The sequence below is a fragment of the Spiroplasma endosymbiont of Seladonia tumulorum genome (genome assembly GCF_964020235.1).
Taxonomy (GTDB): domain Bacteria; phylum Bacillota_I; class Bacilli_A; order Mycoplasmatales; family Mycoplasmataceae; genus Spiroplasma.
In genome coordinates, this window is sequence record NZ_OZ026545.1 from 826,633 (window position 1) to 851,614 (window position 24,982).

Consider the following 24,982-nt stretch of genomic DNA (forward strand, 5'->3'; position numbering starts at 1 on the left):
TAAATGTTAAATGAATTATGACAAAATGTTACTTTGGAAAATTATAATAATTTTATTCCAATGACAGGTAAAATTACACAAGTTCCAGTTCGTTATAATAAGTTCTTTAAAGGTGATGTAGAATTATGATTTAAAACATTTGCTTTAAGAGCCAAAAATATGATTAATTCTTACTTAAACTATCCATTTTCAAAACTAAAGTTTGAAACATTTAAAGATCCATTATTAAAGAAAATTTGTATTAATATGGTGTTTATTACGATTGAGCATTGAACATTTAACCGCATTCCAATTGAATTTTTTACTTCGGCAAATATGAGTGTTGGTGATATTAATTATTCATCGCAAAATGACCCTATGATTACTTAACAAGGTTTATTGCCTACCTATGCAAAATCATTGGCTAATTTAACAACTTTAAAGAAAATGTTTCGTACTTTTCAAGAAGAAGGTATTGATTTAACAATGATTGATTTAGAAGCATATTATACTCAATTAGAAGTTGATGCTTTATTAGATAAACTTGTTATAGAAAAAATTAAAGATGAAAAACTTGCAAAAATAAAAGAAGAAATTTTAGATGAATTAAAAAAATCAATTGTTATACCAAAAGTTCCAGATTAAGAAATTGTTGATACTAGTGATTTTAAAGTTGGACAAAAAGGATATACTATTCCTAATTTTGATAAAGAAAATTATATTTATAGAATTTGAGCCTCAGGAAAAAATATCAAAGGAGATTTAAAAAGTCAAGGGATGTTGCAAACAAGGCATAGTTTTAGACAAACAATAGGTGTTATATATGATCAAATAGGTGTTAATAGTGCATGTTTAGCATTATCTATTAATCCTGATGGATTGATTAATATTGGAGTTAATGGTCCAGCAACATTTAGACCTTTGGGATTTGTGTTTATTGAAAGAAAAAAGGTAAATTAGAAAGGAGATGTTATTATGTCAAAAGTAAATATTAAAGATGTAATTATGTTTTTGAAAATCTTTGGAGTTTCATCATTGTTTTTTATCGCAGGAATTATTATTTGTTTTATAGGAGAAAAAACATTAGGTATTTCTTGACCGGCATATGTTATTGTTTCAGCAATGCTTATCGGAGCTGGAATTATAGTTTTGATTATTGAAACAATTAGATTTATCAAAACACATAACAAAAAACAAAAAGAAGATAGTATTGAAGATGTTATTAAAAAAGAAGAAACAAAATAAAGGGGAAGTTATAAATGGGATTGTTACCAGCAAAAAAGAAAATAAAAAAAGATTATGATATTGATAGTTATTATCTTAATTTAGCATCAACTATTACTAATCGTAAAAATGTTACTGTTCAAAAACATAATGAGATTTTAAAAAAAAAAGAATTTGTGAAGATAATGCTAATTTTTTAAATCCACGAGATTTAGAAATTAGCATTTATAATCCACTTACTAATCAACAATTAGATACTAAATTAATTAATAACTTTTTAAAGATGCAAGACTTTACTAATAAAAATTGATATAACGAATATAAAATTAATAAGAATGGTAGGGGTACATACTTTATTTTTGTTAATAATTCAAAACTTAATTTTATTACTATTGATTTTTACAATGACCAATATGATGAATTAGGTAATTTAGTATCTTGTACTTTTGATTATGACTCTTATATTAAAAATGACCAGAGTATTTTTATTACTGAAAAATTAGAGATTGATGCTGTAACTAAACAAGTTAAAGTTATTAGAAAGTTAAAAACACGATTATATAGTACTATTACCGACTTATATATTGATGATGCTAAATGAAATAACTATACAACTTTACAAAGAGAAGAAATATTACCACTTAATTTTATTCCAATTCAAATTATTCCTAATAACCCTAATTTTGAGCCTTCTGCTCGTTATGGTAAACAATTTGCTAGTATTTTAGATATTATTGCTGAAAAGATAATGTTAGATCCATTATTAAATAGTGGTAAATTTACTATTAATACTAACGGCGTGACTGGTGTAGTTGACCAAGAAATTAGTAAAATGCTAGCTTTATTTATTGAAAATGACTTGTTATTAGTTGAAGGAGACCCTGATAGTAATTTTCAACCAGTAGATTATATTGCGGGTAATTTTAAAGGTGAACAATTAACCAAAATATATGATTGATTATTAACTAATTACTATAAAATAAATCGCCATCATGTTCCCGCAATCGCCAAGGGAGCCCAACAAACACAAGCAGAAGTTGCGGGAGTAAATATTCAAACAAACGCATCATATGAACAAATGATATATATTAGAGAAATTAAATTAACTGAATTCATTATTAAGTTAATTAAATATGATAATGCGATTTTAAACAGTAGAACATTCAATATTAAAAATATTGATGAGTTAATTGTTGATGTTCGCTTACCAGTAAATGCTACTTTAAACAGACAATTAAAAAACAACGAAACTATTATCAATATGCCTAATGAAGAAGGAGAACAAGAATAATGTTAAAACCATCTGAAAAAATGTTAGCACAATTAGCGGAAAATGATGAACCAATTGACTATTCAATCGATAGTATTCCGTTAGATTTTGCTGCTCAATCGCAGTACAGCAACCCTGACTTAGAACAATTATTTACTGAAGACCGTGCAAGAACCTTATATATTTATAAAATTAATAATATTGTTAAGACAAAGCAAAAACCAATCTTAAATTACTCTCAAAATAGCGTTAAAATAGGTTTTATTGACAAAGATGAATATATTAAAATAACTGGTTATGAAATTAGTGATTTTAACTTTAAATTACAAATTCAACAAAATACCACAGTCCAAGATAATAGCACAAGTTATGTTATGATTGATGAAAAAGATATTTTAATTAATGATATTTCAAAACAAGACAAAGAATTTTTAGAATCCTATGACTTAAAAATAGTATCTATTAATGAGCCAATTAGTGAAGATAACAAAAATGAATGTTATATCATTGAAGAATACAAAGGCCCTTATTCACCCGATGGTGTTAATATTATTAAATCTATGCATTTAGTTAAAATAACTGATTTTAAATAAAAAAACCAAAATAGTATTCATTTAGTATTACAAAAATCATTACCCGAAGACACAGTATTTACTGGGATTGAAATTAAATACCCTAAATCAATGTTATTTGGAAATATTAAGTGTTGAGGCAATGTTAATGGTGTTTATTCTTATCCATCATCAATAGTTGAAAACGCTAGTTTAGTACCTTTACTATCAATGCCAATTGAAACAAACCCTAATGTAAGAATATTTCAGTATTGATTTACTGAAAGTTTTTTACCATGAAGTATAGCCAAAAACTATATTCAAGGAAAAGATATTTTAGATTTGGTAAATAAAAATGGTTTAGAAAAAGTTTTATTAAATTATTTAACATATCGTTATAATTATGACCGTAAATTTCAAGGAGCAAAATACGATGAAAAAGGTAATCCTACCAATAAAGCGGCTGAACTGCGCCAAAAATTTGAAGGACAAAAACCAGAAGATGTAATTGATGGTTTATTTGAAAATTGAAAATTAGATAATTCCACATTTCTTAATGAAAATGTTGTCAAAAGATTTAAACAAATTATTTATATGTTATCAAATTATACATATAGCAAGTATGCAATTAATAAAGGCTATAATGATGATATTAAATTAATTGCTCCTTATTATTTTAAACTAATTTCAAAACCAAATAGATTAGAAGAAGGATATTTTTATTTTTCAGATTGTCAAGTACAAATATATTCATTATATTTTGATTTTATTGGTTCTAATCCACCAATTACAGTAAATTATTGAAAAGAAATTAAAGCACAAGAAAAACCATTTAATCAAGGGGATAATAAATGATATTTTGCTATATGGAAACCTAATAATTCTATTTATTGAAAAATATCAAAATTTAAACACGATACAAATAAAGGAAAAAAATGAGGATTGAGATCCATTAAAACCATATTATATTGATCTCTTTTTATGGGTTTTTGAAACAAAAGAACAAGATTTATTAATAGATGATCAATCAGAAGGTAAAATAGAACGAATTTTTTGAAATGAAGATAAGGGACGAAATTTTAAAGCAGTTTATCGTTGAAATGGTGGTGGTGAACCTCTTAAACCTTTAATTGATTCAAGTACTGGAAAAATTATTGATTGAAATTTAAAACAACAAATAAATGTTAATAATAACAAAGATAATGAAATTAAAGTAAGTGTTAAAAACAAAGATATTTCAGAAAATCCTATTTATCGATTAGAAGCAAATTTTTTTAATTGATTATCCGTAACAAATGAATTAGAAACAAATAACATTCCTTCTCTTATTCCATCAGAAATTAAATTATCTGATGGTGAATATGGCAAATATTTAACTAATTTAATTGTTTTTAATGACAAAATAGAAAACTATTTAAATTATTTTTTTGAATGATATAAATTACTTTATTCTAAAATAGATTGAATTAGTACAATCGAAGATTTAATTGATTATAGTATTAAAATAACTTTTGATAAAAAACTATTTAATTTAAATCAAATTGAAATATCAGGTATATGAGGTTATGGTAATTATGAAATTACAATTTTTACTGAAAAAGAACAAATTAATATTAATAATTTACAACTATTTAATAAAAATAATGAAAAATTATCATTAATTATATTAGAAATATAAAAAGTCATTTATTAAAATGACTTTTTATTATTCATTAACTTTTACATTACCGGTTTTATCAATAATTAAATTAGGTACATTAGTATCTTCTAAATTTCAACGATAAACTGCTTTAAAATTTCGTCCCTTATCTTCATTTCAAAAAATTCGTTCTATTTTACCTTCTGATTGATCATCTATTAATAAATCTTGTTCTTTTGTTTCAAAAACCCATAAAAAGAGATCAATATAATATGGTTTTAATGGATCTCAATCCTCATTTTTTTTCCTTTATTTGTATCGTGTTTAAATTTTGATATTTTTCAATAAATAGAATTATTAGGTTTCCATATAGCAAAATATCATTTATTATCCCCTTGATTAAATGGTTTTTCTTGATATGCTATTCATTCTAAAATACCATTTTTTGTTTTTATATTATTTTTTTCTTTTAGTTTATTTAATTGTTCCTCGATATATTGTGGTGTATTACAGGCAACTAAACTGGCTGTACTTGTTCCTATTAAAGTAATTGTTCCCAAAAGACTTAATTTCTTTTTCATATCGTGTTTATAATTAATTCTTTACTACCACTATATCTGTTTTTTTATTTTTAAATGTTACATTTTTTTCTTCCGAATTTAAGGGAATAGCTTCCCCAATCTCAGTCTGATGCATAATTATTTCTTTTTTACTTTTAATATCATAGTAAAAATTTATACTATTATCATTATTTATTTTTATTTTTGAGGGTAAAATTTCATTTTCAAATAAACTAAGCATAGCATCTTTAATTGAAATATTAACTATTATTTCATTATTATTTTTATCAATTAATTTTGCACTAACCGTACCTTCAATTTTTTGATAATAATTTAAAATAAGCTCTATATTATTTTGTAAAGAAGTAACATAAACTGAAATTTTACTATGTGGTGGCACCTTTACTGGTTGAGATGGAACAGTTATTGTTGTAGTGTTTGTGGTTGTTTTAATTTCTGTTTCAGAAGAATTTGAAGTATCTGTTATAGTATAAGTTTTTGACTTCCCTCATGTATAACCACCACCAGCTTCAACTGCAACTTCAAGTTTTGCACCAAAAACAACAGGGACACCAGCATTACTACTAGCTTTTGCTGTAACTTTAGTATTTACATTTGTACTTCAATTATCAGTATTTGATGTTGTTTCTGATTTAGAAAATCCATTCATTTTTTGAAATGTATTTGTTTCTGTTAATTGTTTAGAACAAGAAACTGTATTTTGAATTTGTTCAATACTACTATTATTTATAAATGTTGAGTTAGAATCTTTACAAATATCATTAAGATCTTGTTCTAAATTATATGATTTATTTTTTTGTGTTTCTTCTAAAACAAGTTCAGATTCTGTTAAATTTTTTAAATTAATATTTAAAATCTGTTTAATTTCAGAATTAGGATTTTGTTTTTTATGATATAAATATAACCCTCTTTTTACTTGATCTCTCATATTAATAATTTTAGATTCAATTAATTGCAATGTATCATATTCATAAACTTTATTATCTTTTGAACCAAAGTATAATTTGTTATTTAAAGCTACTCCAGAAGATAAAATACTTCCATTTGTTGTAATTACAACTTTTTGTTGTTCAGTTTTAGGATTATATTCATAAACATTATGATCAAAAGAACCAAAGTATAATTTATTATTTAAAACTACACCGGAAGAAATAATACTTTTATTTGTTATAATAACAATTTCTGAAATTCCAACAATATTATTTTTTTATTATCTTGTCTTTTTACTCTATTTAATTTTTCTAAATTATTTTTTTGTGAATAATTAACTTTACTAATTTCTAATTTAGTTTCTTCTTTTTGATAGGGGCTAGCAGCAATTGTTGTTGGTACAGCGGTTCCACCAATAGTTAATAGACTTAATAAACTTAAAAGTTTTTTCATTTTATTATTTCCTTTCTTTTATCTTGAAAATTTTTATCAAGATCTATTGACATTATATATATATATATATATACAAGCACTTTTTAAACATATTTGAGAAAGGAAGTTATTTAAATGATTATTATTGTGATTATATTGTACTAATTTGGGCTCGCGGTGATTTTCATAAGTTTTGCGAAAAATGCCTTAAAGTTTAAAAAAACTTTTGCCGCGCTTTTCAAAATACTTGGGAAAAATTTTAAGCGTTAAGCGAAGAATTTTATAAAGGTTCCCAAATTTGTTTGAAAGAACCTCAAAATCTTTTTTAACTTGTAAGTCATTTTATCACAAAAATTTAAGAAAATCAACCGCTCGCCCAAAACCTAAAAAATCTGCTATTACAGATTTAATAAAAATATAGATAAAAATTAATTGAAATATTCTCTAATTTTATTTCAATAATATTATAATACATTTTATATACCCATTTTAAAGCGATACGGATAAGAACCATAAAACAAAGCATCATATGGATCGTGGTACATTTTACTGTCGGGTGTGTTTGTTTTGGTATCGCTAAATCTTAATTCACTAATACACTTATCTAAAAATGGGAAGTTATATAATATACCATATATTTTGCCTTGAACAAACATTTTTCTTATTCATGTTACACGATTAATTATTCCCGCTTCTTTATTAAGGGATGTCTGATGTTTTTTGGCTTTAAACATCTTAATTTTATAACCTAAATAAGGGTAAATATCTTCTTGTAATTTTTGCATAAAGTCATGAGCATTAATATCATAATGAAATGTAGCATATTCAAAACCATCAAATTTATCAAAACAGTTAATTATTCATTGTCCGTAATGTTCAACTATTTCATTTAAATTCATTGCGTTTTTTGGGGTAACAACATTTTCTTTAATTAAATATTTATCATATTCATTATTTTCATTAATTTTATAACCACTAAATAAAAATACTGTATGGTCTTCACTACCATTAGCATAATCAACACCAATTGAATAACTATCAAATTGATATTGTTTTGTATTTGTATTATAAAAATCTTGTAAATTATACTCTTTAATATATTTACGATAATTTCGTAAAACATAAATACTGGGGTCATTATCGTTATATTCAAAACCGTAATATTCAAGTTCAAATAAATCGGGTCGTTCTTCTTTATTTGCTAAAACAATTTTTTTGGTAATATCAGGTATTTTATTTCAAACAGCCCCCATAGTTAAACGCAAATTAAAAATACCCAAACCATTAAATGCTTGTTTGTTTTCTGAATATACCTGATTGTGTTCTTTTAAAATATTTTTAATTCTTTCATTTAAAGGTAAATATGGCGTTACAAATTTTTCATAAAAGATATGGTATTTATCAAAAGGATTAAAGGTAAATTGATTAGAATATGTTTTATAAAAATATGTTGTAACTGTTATATATTGTTTTGCTATGTTGTCTCATTCTTGAAATGTCCAAGATAATTCTTTTACTGGAATAGGATTATCTAAATTATATTGTTCATTATCATTTTCATCCGTGTATTTTTCGTAAGACACTTTTAAACTTTTAGAACGAAACATTGAAACTCTTAAATTATTATATCTTTTATCTAGTTCTTTATCAGTTAAGATTTCTTTTTCTTCAGCATGTATCATTTCGTCAGTTCATGCTGATATAATACCACTACCTTTACCAACTTTCCCCATAATTTTATTACCATTAGCATAACCAGCAAAAGCAATGCGAACACCACTAGGAAAAACAATTTCGCCACCTTCTTTAACATTTTTAGGTCAAACAATACCATTTTCATTGTCATACCCTATATCAATCTCATATTTATCATATAGATAGTTGCAGACATTAATTGTATCGCCAAATGTAGTATCTTCGTGGGTATTGGCATATCTTCGTAAAATGTTAGATGAAGCATCGGTAAAATTACAAGCAAAAAATAATTTTTCTGCTAGGTGATTTCATGTCTTATTAGTACCACGCCCCGCTGAGACAAACTTAAAAAAACATGGCGAAGTAAAATATCGGGCATAACTATCACCAACAAAATCTTTAAATACTTCTCAATCAAAACCAAAATTATAGTCACTAAAATTTAAATTATATTTTTTATTTAAATGTTCATAACTAGTAATTCGTTTTTTATTATTAATTTTACTAAATTCTTGCATATTTATTGACCTCTTTATTTTATATATAATACATTATAAGAAAAAATGAAAGGAATTTGTATAAAAATGAGAAAATTTAAACATTTAACATTTGATGAGCCAGATTTATTTAAAGATTTATTATTATCTGATACTTGTAAAAAGAAAAATGGCACAATTAATTTATCTGAAATATCACGACAAACGGGTCGTGGAGTTAATACTGTTAAAAGAGAAATTAAGCGATTTAAAAATATACAATATTATAATCCATATCAAGCACAAAAAGATTATAAACAAAAACGTAAAAAATGCATTAAAAAACTACCTAAATTTACAAAAGAGCAGTTAGATTTTATTAAAATAAGATTTAATAAATACCACGATACACCCGAACAATTAATTTATCGTTATTTCTTGGAATTTGGTGTTAAATTTCCTGTTTGTGTTAAAACATTGTATAAATGAATTCGCTTAGGTGAATTTGGATTAAAAAAAGAAAATTTACCCCATCGTGGTAAAAAATACAAAACAAAAGGAAAAACTGATAATCGTGGTAAATTAACTAACTTTAAATCAATTTGAGATATTGAAAATAAAGTTTCTAATGTTGGATGATTTGAAATGGATACTGTTGTAGGAAAAGACCATCAATCTAGTAATTTAGTTTTAGTAGAACAATCAAGTAAAAATTATTTTGTAATGAAATTAAAAAATAATACTGCTAATGAAGTTTTAGAAAAATTTAAAGATATTGTTAAAAATAATAATTTAATTGGGAAAATTAAAGGAATAATAACTGATAGAGGAAAAGAATTTAGTAAATGAAGAGAAATAAAAATATTTGCTGAAACACAAGTTTATTTTTGTGACCCCGGTAAACCACAACAAAAACCATTAATTGAGCATATGAACGGTGAATTTAGATATTGACTTTCTAAGGGAATTGATTTTAATAATATTAGTCAAAAAATGATAGATTGAGTAGTTAATGTTATAAATGATAAACTCCGACCATGTTTAAATTGATTAAGTGCAAAGACAATGTTTTTACAAAATTTTAAATAAATTTATTAGTTAAAATTTAATAAATTATTTTTAGTGCGCTTAAATATGAATAAAATAAGATAAAATTACAAAAATTTAATTTTTTCTGAAAAAGTTGTTGCAATTTATTAAAAATATTTTATTATTAACTTAACAAGATATAAATTTGCCGTTTATATATACACAGCGCCTTTTCTTTAAAAATTTTGAATAATTGTTTTATTTAGTTGTTAGTTAATTGTTAAATATAATTACTAAAAAATATATTTAATAAACAAAGAATTAAAAAAGATAATGAGATAAAAAAAAGATACTATCTAACGATTAATCCAAAATTCAATCTTTAAAACTTAATATTTTTTGATGCTTAAAGATGGATAACTCATCTATGGCACGAAGCCTTAAAGAAAGTGTGAAAGCGATTGGATTTACTACTCCTATTTATTTCTTTAATTCTCGGCAAGATTAATCACTTGCGAAATGTCAGAGCATGTGTTTTTTGGCTTGTTTTCATAAAAAGAGTGTTGTAGAGTGCACCCCAAAAAGTAAGTAAAATAAAAAAAGATTTTGCTAAATTTTTATAGGGGGTGCATTTTTATATGGCAAAAAAAGGACAAAAATATAACAAATATACATCAGAATTTAGAACAAAAATCATTGAGGAAATTAAACAAAAAAGTTGTTGAATAGTAGCAAAACAATATAATATAAATGCAAATACAGTAGAATCTTGATGAGCAAATCATAAAAAAAGAAAATTAAACAATCCTAAAGGACCTAAAATTTCTTTTGGCAAAAGAAATTTAGAATATTATAAAACAAGGTATGAATTATTAAAAAAGCTCCATGACTTTTACAATTAAGCAAACTAAGAATTGTCTCTTTTATTAAACAAAATTTTTGTGAATATTCAATAAAATTATTACTAGAAGTAACAGGGTTAAAACGTAGTTATTGAGATAAATATAAAAATTATGACAGTAGCAAAAAAGATAAAAAAGCAATAAATGATATTGTAAAAGTCTATGAAGAAAATTTAAAACAATTTGGTTATCGAAGAATTACTAAATATTTAAAGGAAGATTATGGTATAAAATATAATTCAAAAAAAGTTTTAAGAATTATGCGTGATAATCAAATACAACCTGAATATGTAAGAAAAATGAGAAGAAAAATGAAATATAAACAGAATAAAGAAAAAAGCTTATTGCAATATCCTGATTTAATTAATCGTAAATTCAATGATATAAAAACAAGGTTTTCAGTACTATATACTGATGTAACATATTTAATTTGAAAAGGAGAAAGATATTATCAATCAACAATTATTGATGGATATACTAAAGAAATAATTGATGTAAAGTGATCTAAATATAATGACAATAAATTAGTAATGGATAATTTAAATGATGCAATTAATAAAATAAAATTAATAAAAAAAGATCTGAATGGAATAATAATTCACTCAGATCACGGATATCAATATACATTCACTATTTATCACGATAAATGTTTATCTAACGGTATTACAATTTCAATGGGAAAAAATTACCACTGTGCAGATAATATTGTTATAGAAAGTTTTCATTCATTACTTAAGAAAGCTACAATCCATAATAAAATATATAATTCACATGAAAAATATATACAAGATGTTATAAAATGAAATACATGATATTCAAATCGTAAAGAAAAAGATATAATTAAAAAAATAGTAAATACTTTTTTATTAGTACTTACTAAAATGGGTGCACTCTAGGTCATTCTCTTTTTTATTTAACTAAAATAATAATATCATACTATTTTACCAATACAATACTTTAATACAAAAATATTATACATTAAACTTAATATATTTTATTGCTAATTTAGCCCTTAAAACGCGTAATAAGGGTTATTTAACAAGATAAATTTATTAAAATAAGCGCTAATTTTGCTTGTATATATATATATATATATATAATACTGGTAAATCTTGATAAAAGGTTTCAAGATAAAAAAAGGAGAAAAACAAGTATGAAAAAATTACTTAGTTTATTAAGTGTATTAACAATTAGTGGAACTGCTGTACCAACAACAATTGCCGCTAGTCCTTATCAAAAAGAAGAAACTAAATTAGAAAATAATGAAATTAGTTATTTACAAACAAATAATTTAAAAAATTTAAATAGAGTTAAAAGACAAGAAATAACATATCCAACATTAGAAGATGTGTTAATTGATTTAAGAAAAACTAGCATGAAAAAACCAGTGCAATTTCAAATATTTAATTCATGATGTGTTATTGCAATTTTAAAAAATATATTTGATAATAATATTCTTAATAATAAAGATCTTAAAGAAATGGAACAAGAAGAAATTACAAGTTTTTTTCAGACAGCATAAATGATGAAGGTGTTTCGTTATCAAATGTAATTGAATTATTTAACACAAACCCGATAATTAAGGAAAGTTTGAGATATAATTTAAAGGAAATTGATTTAACTCGATTATTTTGAAATAGATTAAATGATATAGAAAAAAGAATGTGGATAAGACATTTAATATGGGAATCTCTTTCTAGACAAGTCCCTGTTATTTTTGGTGGTTTTTTTGAATTAGAATATTATGGCCAAATATTTAATAACGCTTCTCATTCTGCATTAATTGTTGGAATCAAACCAAAAAAAGAAAATATACTTGAAGATACTTATTATGTTAGAGATCCATGAAGAGACAGTGAAGGTGAATTTATTCTAGATCAAACTACAGAAATTTCAATGACGGGGGAACAAATTTTTAATATTTTATTTAGTCAAATAGAAAACGGTAGCGTATTAATACATGAAGATGTTTTTCAATTATTTTGTGAAAAAGCTATTAGTATTTTTTCATCAATTTGAGAAATGACAGAACCAGAATTAATAGCAGCTATAGTATAGTGGAATTAAAATATGAAAAAAATATTAAGTATTTTAGGAACAATCACTTTAATTGGAACAAGTACAACTAGTTTAATTGCTTGTAATATATCACATGAATATACACCAGAAGAATTAACAAAACTAAAAGAAGAAAACAAAATAAATACTGCTAATCAAGAAATAAAAGATAACTTAGAATGAATAGCACCACAAGAAAAACCATTCAATAAAGTTGATAATAAATGATATTATGTAGTATGGCGTGGGAATAAAAATAAAAAATGATATTTAAGTAAATTTAATAATGATATAGATTTAAATTCTATTTCATTAAAAAGAAAACTTGATCATTATAGAGAACATGATTTATTTGTTTACCCAAAAGGTTTAGTTATAAATAGATATGATTTTACTTATGAGCCCAGTAAATGATGAGAATTAAATAGTAATTATTTTAAATTTGTTTATCGTTGAAATTTAGATATTAAAGAGCCCGGCTTAATTATTGATGATAAAGGTAATGTAAAAGTTAAGGGTAAATAGAAAAAGAGATAAATTTAGAGTACACCCCAAAAAGTAAGTAAAATAAAAAAAGATTTTGCTAAATTTTTATAGGGGGTGCATTTTTATATGGCAAAAAAAGGACAAAAATATAACAAATATACATCAGAATTTAGAACAAAAATCATTAAGAAAATTAAACAATCCTAAAGGACCTAAAATTTCTTTTGCCAAAAGAAATTTAAAATATTATAAAACAAGGTATGAATTATTAAAAAAGCTCCATGACTTTTACAATTAAGCAAACTAAGAATTGTCTCTTTTATTAAACAAAATTTTTGTGAATATTCAATAAAATTATTACTAGAAGTAACAGGGTTAAAACGTAGTTATTGAAATAAATATAAAAATTATGACAGTAGCAAAAAAGATAAAAAAGCAATAAATGATATTGTAAAAGTCTATGAAGAAAATTTAAAACAATTTGGTTATCGAAGAATTACTAAATATTTAAAGGAAGATTATGGTATAAAATATAATTCAAAAAAAGTTTTAAGAATTATGCGTGATAATCAAATACAACCTGAATATGTAAGAAAAATGAGAAGAAAAATGAAATATAAACAGAATAAAGAAAAAAGCTTATTGCAATATCCTGATTTAATTAATCGTAAATTCAATGATATAAAAACAAGGTTTTCAGTACTATATACTGATGTAACATATTTAATTTGAAAAGGAGAAAGATATTATCAATCAACAATTATTGATGGATATACTAAAGAAATAGTTGATGTAAAGTGATTTAAATATAATGACAATAAATTAGTAATGGATAATTTAAATGATGCAATTAATAAAATAAAATTAATAAAAAAGATCTGAATGGAATAATAATTCACTCAGATCACGGATATCAATATACATCCACTATTTATCACGATAAATGTTTATTTAACGGTATTACAATTTCAATGGGAAAAAATTACCACTGTGCAGATAATATTGTTATAGAAAGTTTTCATTCATTACTTAAGAAAGCTACAATCCATAATAAAATATATAATTCACATAAAGAATATATACAAGATGTTATAAAATGAAATACATGATATTCAAATCGTAAAGAAAAAGATATAATTAAAAAAAATAGTAAATACTTTTTTTATTAGTACTTACTAAAATGGGTGCACTCTACATTAAATCTCTTTTTATTTTTACCTTGGTTTCATTGTAATTTGAACAGGGCTATCACTATTATTTACCATATTTAATACACCTAAGTCATTTAAATTTATCGTTATATCTTCATCATTACCAAAATATTTATAAAGTTTTATAACTGGCATATCTGAATAATAAAATGAAAAATCAGGACGAACCACTTTTGTAAATCTAATTTTTAATTTTATATCATTTGTGTAATATGCTTGTATATATGTTTCTTTAATTTTATTATCATCATTATCAGATAATTTTGTTATTTCTAATAAAAAAGTAAAATCACAATTTTTAGAAAGAGAATAACGATTTTGATAACCCACATTTGGTAAACCATTAGTATATGCAGTAGAATATTTTGTTTCAGTATCATTTATTTTTATATTATCTGTGTATAAAGTTATTATATTTTCAAAACTAACATTATCCTTTTGTGGTTTACCATTAAATTTTAATTTTCCATTAGAAAACAAACCTAAATTATTTTCACAAGTATTATAACCACCAATAATATTAATATTTTTATTAGGAATAAATCATTGTATTTTGGGTTCAGAACATGAAACTTGTAAATTATTAAGATTACTTATTTCAATTGTTTTATAAGCATCTTGGAATTTACTAATACTTTGAATTGTTGGGTCGATTTGTTTTAAATCAATTTCTACTTCATAATAAGAATTATAATAATTATTATTAAATAAATTAATAAAGTCTTTTTTTCAAAGAAAAGAAATAGTTGTACTGCATTGTGTTGGTGCTGTAATTTTAGTTTTTAATGGCTAAATTGTATTAGCATCTCATATATCTTTTGTATAAGGTTTATAGTTATATGGGACTGATGGTAATACATATTGTGGGTAATTAAATGTTGGTATTTCATAATCGTGTGGTAATAAGAAACTAGTTTTATAATTAGTTGTCATATCGCGTAAATAATTATTTAAAGTACTTTTTGTTTTACCTCTGAAACTCCATACTGATAATTTTAAATAATCTTCTTCATTATTAGTATATGGGTTATCAGCATAAAAGATAATTTCAAAATTACCTTTATATAATGCTTGTATTGAGAACATATCAATTATATAACTACAATTTGTACCATCAGGTGTTTGTAAGAATTCGCAATCATTATCTTTTTCACTATCACTAACTGGTGTTTGAGCATCAACTGCTCTTACTAATTCATTAATTAAATAAATACGATTAGTTTTAAGGGTTTAATTGTTTTAAATTATAAGTTGAATAAGTTATTCGTTCTGTTGGTTTACCATCTTTTTCAAAAACATTGCCTTGTATTTTATCAGTTAATAAAGTAGTAAAACTAAAACTAGAAGCATTAGCACCAATCATAGCACCAATTTTATCATTTCCTTGTTCTCTAAATATTTCAAATGGTAAATAACCTTTACCAGCAGCCTTATCACCTCAAAAGGCATCATTATAAAAACTATAAACATTAGCACTCATAAAACCATTAAGTCATGGAAAATTAGGTCATTTATCATCTTGTGTAATTGTTAAATTACCAATTCAGTCCCAAGGAATACCAAACGAAACAAAGTTTAAAAACTTTCCAATAGCAGGTATCGTAAAAGGATTAAATACTAATTTTTGCGTATAGTTTAAAGGTAATACTGTAATTTGGCGATTAATAAAATTATTCATATTTAAGATATCTCAAACATTACATGCACCCATTTTATTATATTCAATTTGAACTTGACCAACAGTATTACCAAATTCATCTTTTCTTCTAAAATATGATGATGCTTGGATACTAATAATGTTATTAATAGTTCCACTATTTACTTTTACTTTATCTGGTGGAGTAATCATTCAATTTTTAGACCAATAAGGCTTAGAATTTGAATTTTCTTCCTTAATAGTTGTTTTAACAGTTGGATTAGTTGCTGTTGAACTTGCTTTATCTGTTATTATCATACCCTCATTATTTTTTTCAATTCAAAAATCAGACATTGATTGAATATGTTCTTTTCAATCTTTATATCCAGTAATAATAGTTGGTTGTATTCCTTGAATGTTATATCAACTTACTTCGGGTGAAGCATAAGTATTTATTTTATCAGGTGGTGCAGGAAACATGTTATACATTAATAAATCTCTTGAATTCATTACTTTTTTATTAAATTCACCTTTAATAATTGGTCGCCCAATAACAGGCATATTAAAAAAGATAGGATTACTATAAAATTTAACTGCCATTACTCTAACACCTGGGTCTTTTAATAAAATCTTATCTAATTCAACAATACCTTTATTTAGTTTTTCATCATAAGTTATTTTAGGAAAACAATAGCCTTCACCTGGGGCACTTGTTTGAATAAATTGTCGTACTGATAAACCACTATTACTAATTTTGTCATTAATACTTGAAAAAGTAATTTCTTGTCATAAGAAATCACCATCTTCTACGGAATAATAATTAATAACATTTGATGGATATAATCATTGTCTATCTTGGGGTGCAGAATTAATATCACCACCACCAATATTTAAACCACAGTCATTAAATACAGTATAAAAATTATAATAATCATTAATATTTATTTTAGTAATATCTTCATCTAAAATTAATAAAGTATATTGTCTTTCAGTTGATTGCTGTGTAAATACTTGTTCAAATTTAGCATCACCAAATTGAATTGAACTTCTATCATCAACCATATAAGCATTTCAATATTTACCAACTTTAACCTCTTTTGTATAAAAGTTATCAGATTTATTATCATTATTAATAAAATAACTTAATTTATATTGATTTAAGTATTCTAACATTCTATTAATATCATAAATGTTTTCACCATCAATTAATTTTCAATAAACATTATTATTTTCATCTTTTAATTTTATAGCAAAAGGTGTTTCATTATTGGCTCATATAGTGGAATTAATAGGTTGATTTTTAAAATCATCAATTGTTAATATATTAATTTCTTCACCTTTATATTTTTGAACTATTTTTAAACTGCCTTGTCATTGAGCAATCGTACTTTTCATATTATCAAATATTCTTGAATAACTACCATAATCACTTGGTTTAGCATTATTAGGTTTTCAACCTGTTTCAGTATCAGGAATATATGAACTATAAACATTAAAAGGAAATACCATTCAATGTCTATGTTCTTTTATACTTTCTCTTGTATCTATTGCAGTAGCACCTGCTCCTGTTCTTAATCATTGCATAGCTGCTGGACTAATTTTTTGCATTTGTTAATTCTCCTTTATTTCTGTTCTACCTTGTACGGCATTTTGATTATTACCAGTTTCATCATATTCCATTAATTTATTATTATGTTTTATCTCTTGGGCATGCCTTTTATCTCAGTATTTTTCAATTTTTTTATAATATTTGATTGCTTCTAATTCATCAACATTATCATATTCAGTTATCGCTCTTATTGGCTCCATTGTTCAATTATCTAATCTAGTAGTAATTAATTCATTTTGTCGCATTTGGTCTACTAAACTAGCACTAACAAAATCAAAACCATACGGGCGTTCACCAACACCATCTCATAAACCATAATATTTTAAAACAGTATCAAACATCTTAGTATAATATTGTTTACGATATGCTTGTAAATATGCTTGTTTTTCTAAGTCTTTTGTTTTTTTTATTAATGATTGAGTTTTATTTTCTTCACTATCTGAGGCATCACCAAAAGGACTAGAAAAATTACATGCTATATATACTTGTTCAATAATTGCTTTTTGGTCTTGTGTATATGTTTCTAAGGTTGGTGTCCCTTGTATTACTTGTAAAGATTGGGATAATTGACCATCTACGGCTGATTGACCTGACTGAATAAAAATATCATCAAAAGCATCTTGTAATACTTTTTTATTACCTTTGTTATAAGCAGTCATTAAATCATCATCTAATATCCCATATCAATGAGTACGATTTGCTTATCTTTCTTTTGATTTAATATTAAAACTATCCTCTAAATCAAATTGTAATTTATAACAATTTGCCATTGTAGGTCATGGATTTAAAGTGGTTGATGTTGATAAAAATAAAGGATTAGGTTCATTTATCATTTCTCAAAAGGGCACTATACCTAATTTATTTTTAAATTCTTGAACTAAAACAGGTCTAACATCATCTTTAATTTGTGTTTTACTTTGCCCAACAACTACTTCATTATTTTTGGGTCAACCTTTAATAACTATTTTATCTTTGGTACAAATTAAATTTAAAATAAAACCACTATCTGATTGATGATAATTTAATCAAATATCAGCACCTTGTTCAATTTCATTTATTTTACTTACACGAGATGTAAAGTTAAAAGGGTTAATTCATAAATCAATATTACCGTCTGATGTTTCTAATAAACCAAAGATAGTTTTACCCATTAAACTTGCTGTTAATTCATTTTTATCTAATTTTTCTTTTATTTTATAAGTTTCATATCATCAATTTAATTTTTCTAAAATGTCCTTACGATGAGACTTAAATAAAATATCTTTACCATTTACTAATCGCATTTGATGGCGAGCAATAATATTGGCTAAATTAATTGTTCAATCATAATTATAAAATTTTAAAACACTATTAATATCATTTAAGTTTGGAAAACTAGGGAAAGTATTATTCATTGTTATTTTGCTCCTTTAAATTTAAGATATGTGCATAATTAATTATATTTACTGTTAATAAATTTGATTCATTTGATAAAACTTGTACACATACTTTAACTTTTTGATATTTCTTAATATATTCGTTATATAAATTTAAATTACATATTGCGATATTATCTTTTTTTAATTCTTGACAAAGTCTTTTTTTAACTTGTCCACAAACAGACATATAAGGTCTTTTTGCATTTATTACACGCTCATCATGTATTACATAAATATCTTTTTTCATTAAGTTAATCACTCCCTTTGTTGTCATAATTTATAATCTGCTGAACTATTATGTTTAACCATTGGTACTAATTCAAAGTGTAAAGCATAAAAATCACTATCAAATGTATCATCGTATAAGTCCAACATTCGTTCTTCTCTGGCATCTGGTTTATCTTCTCATTGAATTAATTCATATTGAGTTTTACTTACAGGACATTTTTCTCATAATCATTTTAATTGATTAGTATTTATTAACATTGTGAATGCTTCAATACGATGCTTTATTTTAAATTTCTGCTTTTGTGCTGGTTTTAAATGCATATATTGACCAAAAGAATAATTATATTTTTCTCGGTTTAAACTTTCTAATGTTGCATAAGCACTATCATCAACATTGATTGATATACCTTGCTGTATTAAATTAAAATATTGATTTAATTGATTGTTGTAAAACTCTAAAATATCTTTTACTTGTTCTAATGGTCCTTTAAATTGTTGTGTAGCATTTGAGTGTGTATATTCTGCTACTTTATATGCTTTTTTATCAAATGAATTATATATTCAAAAACTCGCTGCTGTTGTATGTCCCTTAGGACTAGTAGAGTTTGCTAAATCAACACCACCTAATAATTTAGTTGGTTGAATAATATCTGTTGCTTGCATAATATCAATATATCTTGCAAATATTGACCCACTAGTATTGCCTGGTAAACCTCAACTCCATACTCTTGCTCTTTCAATATCTAACTGTTCTAATCTTAATTGTTCATTAACTTTATCTTGTGGTAATTCATAATTTAATCTTCAACTAGAATAATGAATAATAATTTTCATATTTCATTTTTCAATATACTTAATTTGCTCATATTTACTACGCATTATTTCTTCATCAAAAGGCATTAATTCATTACAATAACCAACAATATATCTTTTTAAACTTTCAGGATTACATGTATTAATTGTTATTTTATTTTGATAACCACGAATAGCAAATTCTAAATCACTTAAATCTTTTTGTTGAAATTGATCACATTCATCTCTTCAATCAATAACTAATTTATATTTATTTAAATTAGCAAAGGCTTTTAATTTTTCTTTCCGACTTGGTGAATGTAAACCTTTACAATATATTTTGCTACCATTTGATAAAGTAAAAGTAAAATTTGATAAATTAATAGTATAAGGAATATGATTTTCATCTAACATATTTCATATATTTTGAAATACACTATCTTTTAAATCTTTACTCCAATACATACTAGCAATTATACAAATTGGTTCTTTAATTAATAAACTAATTTTTAATAATTCACCAAACATTTTAATATTTGATATAGTTTTACCACTATATCGTGTTACAATTTGATTAATTTCATTCACTAACTCAAACTTTTTAGCAAAGGGATATTTATTACCAATACTACTATTTTGTAATAACCAATAAGAAGTTTCTAACAAATAAGTAAAATGATTAAGCATTATTATCACTTTCTTTTTTAATATCTCTAATATCCGTTTGTAAATTAACTATTATTGGTTGTTGATTATTTAAGTTTAATTCTTGTTCTAACTGTTTTTCTTGTATTGAATATTTATAATTAAATGCTCGTTGTCAATATAATTTAGCACCATCTGGTGATTTCATCATAAAATTAATTATTTCACTTTCAATTCTATCAACTTGTTTTTCAAGTAAAGGAACTATCTTCTCGCTCGCATAAGTATCATATCTTCACTTGCGAGAAAGATTGAATTCATTGGTTAAATCGTTCAAAGTATATGGTTTATTAGGTGATTTATTTTGCCAAAATTCATCTATTTTACGATAGAATGTTCGTAAACTTGCTGTTTTTGGATTAAATTCTTTCATTTTTTACTCCTTTATATGGTTAAATATAAGTAGAGAAAAACATGTACAAAAGAACTTGACACGGTTCTTTTTTTATTATCTATATTTTACATCAAAATAAAAAAAGTAAATTACTTTACTTTTTTCAGTTAAATTAATTTGCTAATAATTAACAATTAAATTATAACACAATAAATAAAAAATAATATCTTTTTTTTTTTTTTTTTTGCATTTTTATTATTTTTGTGTTAATGTGTAGAACTAAGAAAAGGGGGCAAAAAATGATAAATATTGATAACAACTTTTTAAAGAATTTTAATAATTTGTTATATATACAAAGTATTGAAATTATTCAACAAAATTTAGAAAATTCTGATGAATGAATTTTTAAAAATTATAAAATTGATGAAACTTTAAAAGAATTTAAAAATTATAAAGTAAAAGAAATAAAACCAAGAACATTAACTATTTTAAATGGGAAAATAACTTTTAAAAGAAGAAAATATTATAAAATTAATCCAGAAACAGGTAAAGAAGAATATATTTTTCCTTTGGATAAACTTTTAGGAATTGAAAAATGACAAAGAATAGATAATTCTGTTAAAGAAAAAATATTATCATTTATTGGCAAGAAAAAAACATATCAAGATATTTTAGATACTATGGAACATGTAAAAATTTGTATAAAAACAATTTCAAATATTATGAAAAATGCAAAAACTGATAAAGAATATTATCTTAATAAAACTGATAAAAAAATAAAGATACCTCATACTTTATATATTTAAATTGATGGAACTTATTTAAAAATGTGAAATGAAAAGAAAAAAAGGAAAAGAAAAAATAAAAAAACATAGTATATTTTCAACTGTTCATACTGGTTTTGATAAGGCAAAATCAACGAAAAAAAAGACCTGTAATTGCAAATAAATTAGGTGTTATAGAACTTGATAATATTCCAGAATATATTAAAAAAAATAGTAAATTAACTAATTTTGTTAATAAATTATTTACATTAATTACCAGTTATTATGATATTAATGACAATATTGAATTTATGGTATTAAGCGATGGCGCACCTTGAATTAAAAATATTGTAAAATTTATTCAAGAATATTTTCCTAAAAATAAAGTACATTACACGATAGATAAATTCCACCTTACAAGTAGATTTAAAAAATTATATCCTTATCAAAGTAAAAACGAAGAAAACAGAGAAACGTACCATAAAGCAATCGATTATTTTTTTAATGCTAAATATAAAGAATTATTAGAATGTTTAGAAAACAGTGCTTCTTTTATAAAAGAATCAAAAATGAAATTCTTAAAAGAGACAATTAAATTAATTAAAAATAATGAAAAAGGTGTCAGAAATCAAACATTATGAAATAATATTGGTTGTCATATTGAGGGTGATATATCACATTACTGTAAAGGTGTTTTGGTTAAAAAAGCAACTTATCATGAAAAAACTCTTAAAAATAAATTAAATACTAGTATGATGAATTTTAAAAATAAAATTAATTTATTTAATACTAATGAACCTTCCAAAGAAAGAATTAATTATTCAGTTAATAATTTTGTAAATAATAATTTACAACCAAACTTATATTTTTATTAATTTTATCTAATAAATTAAATAACTTTAATAAAAATGTATTTTTGTCGTGAAAAAATTTAAAAAAAATATAAAAATATATTGACATTAAAATTAAAAGTAATAAAATTTAAATAAGTAAGTGGTATTTTTATTCCACAATTTCTAAGATATTAATTAAAACCCTTAAATAATACATACAACCTTTAATTTTTGTAGATAAACATTTTTAACCATCGGATCTAAAAAACAATTAATTGTAAACAAATCATGTCATTTTGCTGCTTCTAAATCAGCTTTATTTTTACTACGAGGAATTGATGGTGAAATGCTTAAAATGCACCCAATTTTTCCTTTTAATTTTAATTGTCGAAATACTTTAATTGCTCATTTAAAAGCAATTAAAGTATTCCATTGAGCTTGCATACCATGTTGCATATTAACTTCATTTGGAAAATGTCAATCATATCAATAACTACCTTCAATTACAACAATTGGTTCATTAAAAGTGGTAAACATTTCAACTCGATCACCAAATAATTCAAAACAAGTTTTTGCATAAAAAACAAAAGCATCAACGACTTCTCGTGAAAGTCAACCACCTTTTTGTTGTGCTCAATATGGCATATCAAAATGAAATAAATTAATAATTGGTTTAATATTATTTTTTAACATTTCATTAATTACATTATTGTAAAATTCAATTCCTTTTGGATTAACTGTTTTTTCATCAGGAATTAATCTAGTTCATTGAATTGATGTTCGTAATGAATTAAAATTTAACTCCCTTGCAATTTTAATATCTTTTTGATAACGATGGTAAAAATCATTTAAACAAGGTTGTTGATTAAAAAAACGGTATTTTTCTAACTTAAATCAATGATCTCAATTTGATGCAAATTTCCCTTCTTCCAAAGATGCCCCTTCTGTTTGCGGACCAGAAAAAGCACTACCTCATAAAAAATTTTTTTTTAAAATTATACTGCCCCATTAGAAATCTCCTCTCTAAAACACTTTTATTATATCTATTATTTAGAGAATAAACAATAAAACATTATTTAAGTAATTTGGATTTTAATACTAAATATTGTTTCCATAATGTTTCTACACGACTATGTTCAAAAATAAAAAGTTTATTTTTAATTAAATGCTTTAAATTATCAATTTCTGTTCAAATTGCATTAACAATATCACGACTATATTTTCAAGCAATGCGATTTCGATTAAACTCTTTTAAATCTAAAATTTTATAACTACCATCGGCAAAAACTTTAATGTCTAAATCATAATCAATATACTTAATTGTTTTTTGCTCCATAATAAATGGTGATGCAATATTACAATAATAATTTATCCCGGTATCTTTAAGCATACAAATAATATTACTTCAATTTTTCCGATTAAAAATCCAGATTGCTGGTTCATTTGTTTTTCATTTTCTACCATTCAATTCTGTAACAGTAACATCTTCATTTACTAAAACAATATATTCTTCTTCTAGTAATAAAACAACTGCTGATTCTCAACTACGGTAAACTGAACCATTATGTTTATAAGCATGTACTAAGACACTATCTTCAACTTGTAACGAGTCCATAATGTTACCTCCCATAATTTACTTTTTTAAAATTACAGCAAAAAAACAACTAAAAATAATACAATAAAAAATTATGTAAAATTATTAAATTTAAATTGCCATAATATTTAATTTTATTTTGATATTAATTACTTTAAAATAAAATGCTATTTTAAATACGTCAACATTTTCATTATATCAGTTGTATTTATTAAGTAAATAGACAGACTTTAACTAATTAGAAATTTTTTTATTGGAAATAAATTATTTTGGAAATTATAAATTTATATATTGCTTTTTACAAGACCTTATAGTTAAGTAAAAATCTCTCCTATTTGTTTGATAATTTTAATAGGGGAGATATTATGTTAGATTTGATATTTTTTCTTTTTAAAAATAAAAAAACTACTTTTGTAGTTAAAAATGGGGCGGCTGATGGGACTTGAACCCACGAATGCCGGAGCCACAATCCGGAGCGTTAACCTCTTCGCCACAACCGCCATATCTTATTATATAAATAACCTTATTTATTATAACTTAAAACAAAAAAATGTAAATAGAATTATTCCTACATCTTAAAAACATATTTTTTATAACATTAAAATA

General features: G+C 23.9%; 33 protein-coding genes and 1 tRNA gene. 19 read left to right on the forward strand and 15 right to left on the reverse strand.

Going from position 1 to position 24,982, the window contains the following annotated elements:
• Nucleotides 1-3 precede the first annotated feature (3 nt).
• The 8 genes from AACL22_RS05320 (at nucleotide 4) to AACL22_RS05355 (ending at nucleotide 4,062) form a co-directional block, all read left to right on the forward strand.
• Nucleotides 4-369, forward strand: a complete 366-nt coding sequence (locus tag AACL22_RS05320; RefSeq protein WP_338988789.1) for a hypothetical protein — start codon at nucleotides 4-6, stop codon at nucleotides 367-369.
• Nucleotides 370-378: 9 nt separating this feature from the next.
• Entirely contained in the window at nucleotides 379-624 is a 246-nt protein-coding gene (locus AACL22_RS05325; RefSeq protein WP_338990187.1) for a hypothetical protein, read from the forward strand.
• Between the two features lie 132 nt (nucleotides 625-756).
• Entirely contained in the window at nucleotides 757-939 is a 183-nt protein-coding gene (locus tag AACL22_RS05330; RefSeq protein ID WP_338990188.1) for a hypothetical protein, read from the forward strand.
• A gap of 15 nt (nucleotides 940-954) precedes the next feature.
• Nucleotides 955-1,224 carry a hypothetical protein gene (locus AACL22_RS05335; RefSeq protein ID WP_338988785.1) on the forward strand — a complete coding sequence of 90 codons (270 nt, stop codon included), beginning with the start codon at nucleotides 955-957 and terminating at the stop codon, nucleotides 1,222-1,224.
• Nucleotides 1,225-1,238: 14 nt separating this feature from the next.
• Complete coding sequence (locus AACL22_RS05340; RefSeq protein WP_338990189.1) at nucleotides 1,239-1,403, forward strand: hypothetical protein; 165 nt, start codon at nucleotides 1,239-1,241, stop codon at nucleotides 1,401-1,403.
• Between the two features lie 83 nt (nucleotides 1,404-1,486).
• Nucleotides 1,487-2,494: a hypothetical protein gene (locus AACL22_RS05345; protein ID WP_338990190.1), complete on the forward strand. Its 1,008-nt coding sequence runs from the start codon at nucleotides 1,487-1,489 to the stop codon at nucleotides 2,492-2,494.
• On the forward strand, nucleotides 2,494-3,066 hold the full coding sequence (locus AACL22_RS05350; protein WP_338990191.1) for a hypothetical protein: 573 nt from the start codon (nucleotides 2,494-2,496) through the stop codon (nucleotides 3,064-3,066). The genes AACL22_RS05345 and AACL22_RS05350 overlap by 1 nt, the downstream gene beginning before the upstream one ends.
• Before the next feature lie 90 nt (nucleotides 3,067-3,156).
• Entirely contained in the window at nucleotides 3,157-4,062 is a 906-nt protein-coding gene (locus tag AACL22_RS05355; RefSeq protein ID WP_338990193.1) for a hypothetical protein, read from the forward strand.
• Between the two features lie 879 nt (nucleotides 4,063-4,941).
• On the opposite strand, the gene AACL22_RS05360 is transcribed toward AACL22_RS05355, so the two are convergent.
• From AACL22_RS05360 to AACL22_RS05375, 4 genes are all read right to left on the reverse strand, one after another.
• Nucleotides 4,942-5,244, reverse strand: a complete 303-nt coding sequence (locus tag AACL22_RS05360) for a lipoprotein (protein WP_338990195.1) — start codon at nucleotides 5,242-5,244, stop codon at nucleotides 4,942-4,944.
• Nucleotides 5,245-5,257: 13 nt separating this feature from the next.
• Nucleotides 5,258-6,202, reverse strand: coding sequence for a hypothetical protein (locus tag AACL22_RS05365; protein WP_338990196.1), 945 nt, complete (start codon nucleotides 6,200-6,202; stop codon nucleotides 5,258-5,260).
• A gap of 209 nt (nucleotides 6,203-6,411) precedes the next feature.
• Complete coding sequence (locus AACL22_RS05370) at nucleotides 6,412-6,627, reverse strand: hypothetical protein (protein WP_338990198.1); 216 nt, start codon at nucleotides 6,625-6,627, stop codon at nucleotides 6,412-6,414.
• Nucleotides 6,628-7,082: 455 nt separating this feature from the next.
• A complete protein-coding gene (locus AACL22_RS05375) occupies nucleotides 7,083-8,819 on the reverse strand; it encodes a hypothetical protein (RefSeq protein ID WP_338990200.1) in 1,737 nt (578 codons plus the stop codon).
• A gap of 66 nt (nucleotides 8,820-8,885) precedes the next feature.
• Between AACL22_RS05375 and AACL22_RS05380 the strand changes: the two genes are divergently transcribed.
• The 9 genes from AACL22_RS05380 (at nucleotide 8,886) to AACL22_RS05420 (ending at nucleotide 14,421) form a co-directional block, all read left to right on the forward strand.
• Entirely contained in the window at nucleotides 8,886-9,866 is a 981-nt protein-coding gene (locus AACL22_RS05380; RefSeq protein ID WP_338993013.1) for an IS30 family transposase, read from the forward strand.
• Between the two features lie 578 nt (nucleotides 9,867-10,444).
• Nucleotides 10,445-10,708 carry a hypothetical protein gene (locus tag AACL22_RS05385; RefSeq protein WP_338990202.1) on the forward strand — a complete coding sequence of 88 codons (264 nt, stop codon included), beginning with the start codon at nucleotides 10,445-10,447 and terminating at the stop codon, nucleotides 10,706-10,708.
• A 140-nt stretch (nucleotides 10,709-10,848) separates the two neighbouring features.
• A complete protein-coding gene (locus AACL22_RS05390; protein WP_338993014.1) occupies nucleotides 10,849-11,604 on the forward strand; it encodes an IS3 family transposase in 756 nt (251 codons plus the stop codon).
• Nucleotides 11,605-11,861: 257 nt separating this feature from the next.
• Nucleotides 11,862-12,230, forward strand: a complete 369-nt coding sequence (locus AACL22_RS05395; protein ID WP_338990203.1) for a hypothetical protein — start codon at nucleotides 11,862-11,864, stop codon at nucleotides 12,228-12,230.
• Nucleotides 12,231-12,298: 68 nt separating this feature from the next.
• The gene (locus AACL22_RS05400) at nucleotides 12,299-12,766 is read left to right on the forward strand and encodes a hypothetical protein (RefSeq protein ID WP_338990204.1); all 468 of its coding nucleotides are present in this window, start codon (nucleotides 12,299-12,301) and stop codon (nucleotides 12,764-12,766) included.
• A gap of 12 nt (nucleotides 12,767-12,778) precedes the next feature.
• Nucleotides 12,779-13,291, forward strand: a complete 513-nt coding sequence (locus tag AACL22_RS05405; RefSeq protein WP_338990205.1) for a lipoprotein — start codon at nucleotides 12,779-12,781, stop codon at nucleotides 13,289-13,291.
• 55 nt (nucleotides 13,292-13,346) lie between these two features.
• Nucleotides 13,347-13,550, forward strand: coding sequence for a hypothetical protein (locus AACL22_RS05410; RefSeq protein WP_338990206.1), 204 nt, complete (start codon nucleotides 13,347-13,349; stop codon nucleotides 13,548-13,550).
• A 140-nt stretch (nucleotides 13,551-13,690) separates the two neighbouring features.
• Nucleotides 13,691-14,143, forward strand: a complete 453-nt coding sequence (locus tag AACL22_RS05415) for an IS3 family transposase (RefSeq protein ID WP_338993017.1) — start codon at nucleotides 13,691-13,693, stop codon at nucleotides 14,141-14,143.
• A gap of 80 nt (nucleotides 14,144-14,223) precedes the next feature.
• Entirely contained in the window at nucleotides 14,224-14,421 is a 198-nt protein-coding gene (locus AACL22_RS05420; protein WP_338990208.1) for a hypothetical protein, read from the forward strand.
• 45 nt (nucleotides 14,422-14,466) lie between these two features.
• Here AACL22_RS05420 and AACL22_RS05425 read toward each other — a convergent pair whose 3' ends face one another.
• From AACL22_RS05425 to AACL22_RS05460, 8 genes are all read right to left on the reverse strand, one after another.
• A complete protein-coding gene (locus AACL22_RS05425) occupies nucleotides 14,467-14,943 on the reverse strand; it encodes a hypothetical protein (RefSeq protein WP_338990210.1) in 477 nt (158 codons plus the stop codon).
• 309 nt (nucleotides 14,944-15,252) lie between these two features.
• Entirely contained in the window at nucleotides 15,253-15,549 is a 297-nt protein-coding gene (locus AACL22_RS05430) for a hypothetical protein (protein ID WP_338990212.1), read from the reverse strand.
• Between the two features lie 136 nt (nucleotides 15,550-15,685).
• A complete protein-coding gene (locus AACL22_RS05435) occupies nucleotides 15,686-17,707 on the reverse strand; it encodes a hypothetical protein (protein WP_338990213.1) in 2,022 nt (673 codons plus the stop codon).
• 3 nt (nucleotides 17,708-17,710) lie between these two features.
• Nucleotides 17,711-18,367 (reverse strand): hypothetical protein, encoded by a 657-nt coding sequence (locus AACL22_RS05440; protein ID WP_338990214.1) that lies wholly within the window; start codon nucleotides 18,365-18,367, stop codon nucleotides 17,711-17,713.
• 42 nt (nucleotides 18,368-18,409) lie between these two features.
• The gene (locus tag AACL22_RS05445) at nucleotides 18,410-19,102 is read right to left on the reverse strand and encodes a hypothetical protein (RefSeq protein ID WP_338990215.1); all 693 of its coding nucleotides are present in this window, start codon (nucleotides 19,100-19,102) and stop codon (nucleotides 18,410-18,412) included.
• On the reverse strand, nucleotides 19,095-19,373 hold the full coding sequence (locus AACL22_RS05450; protein ID WP_338990217.1) for a hypothetical protein: 279 nt from the start codon (nucleotides 19,371-19,373) through the stop codon (nucleotides 19,095-19,097). The genes AACL22_RS05445 and AACL22_RS05450 overlap by 8 nt, the downstream gene beginning before the upstream one ends.
• Nucleotides 19,373-20,833, reverse strand: a complete 1,461-nt coding sequence (locus tag AACL22_RS05455; protein ID WP_338990219.1) for a PBSX family phage terminase large subunit — start codon at nucleotides 20,831-20,833, stop codon at nucleotides 19,373-19,375. The genes AACL22_RS05450 and AACL22_RS05455 overlap by 1 nt, the downstream gene beginning before the upstream one ends.
• A complete protein-coding gene (locus AACL22_RS05460; protein ID WP_338990221.1) occupies nucleotides 20,826-21,224 on the reverse strand; it encodes a hypothetical protein in 399 nt (132 codons plus the stop codon). The genes AACL22_RS05455 and AACL22_RS05460 overlap by 8 nt, the downstream gene beginning before the upstream one ends.
• 260 nt (nucleotides 21,225-21,484) lie before the next feature.
• On the opposite strand from AACL22_RS05460, the gene AACL22_RS05465 reads away from it, so the two are divergent.
• Nucleotides 21,485-21,991: a UPF0236 family transposase-like protein gene (locus AACL22_RS05465; protein ID WP_338990223.1), complete on the forward strand. Its 507-nt coding sequence runs from the start codon at nucleotides 21,485-21,487 to the stop codon at nucleotides 21,989-21,991.
• 95 nt (nucleotides 21,992-22,086) lie between these two features.
• Nucleotides 22,087-22,824: a UPF0236 family transposase-like protein gene (locus AACL22_RS05470; protein WP_338990225.1), complete on the forward strand. Its 738-nt coding sequence runs from the start codon at nucleotides 22,087-22,089 to the stop codon at nucleotides 22,822-22,824.
• A 162-nt stretch (nucleotides 22,825-22,986) separates the two neighbouring features.
• Here the strand turns inward: AACL22_RS05470 and AACL22_RS05475 are convergent, their stop codons facing one another.
• The 3 genes from AACL22_RS05475 to AACL22_RS05485 form a co-directional block, all read right to left on the reverse strand.
• Nucleotides 22,987-23,715, reverse strand: coding sequence for a glycoside hydrolase family 1 protein (locus AACL22_RS05475; RefSeq protein WP_338990226.1), 729 nt, complete (start codon nucleotides 23,713-23,715; stop codon nucleotides 22,987-22,989).
• 139 nt (nucleotides 23,716-23,854) lie between these two features.
• Entirely contained in the window at nucleotides 23,855-24,397 is a 543-nt protein-coding gene (locus tag AACL22_RS05480; protein ID WP_338990228.1) for a DUF402 domain-containing protein, read from the reverse strand.
• A 403-nt stretch (nucleotides 24,398-24,800) separates the two neighbouring features.
• A tRNA-His gene (locus tag AACL22_RS05485) sits at nucleotides 24,801-24,876 on the reverse strand.
• Nucleotides 24,877-24,982 lie beyond the last annotated feature (106 nt).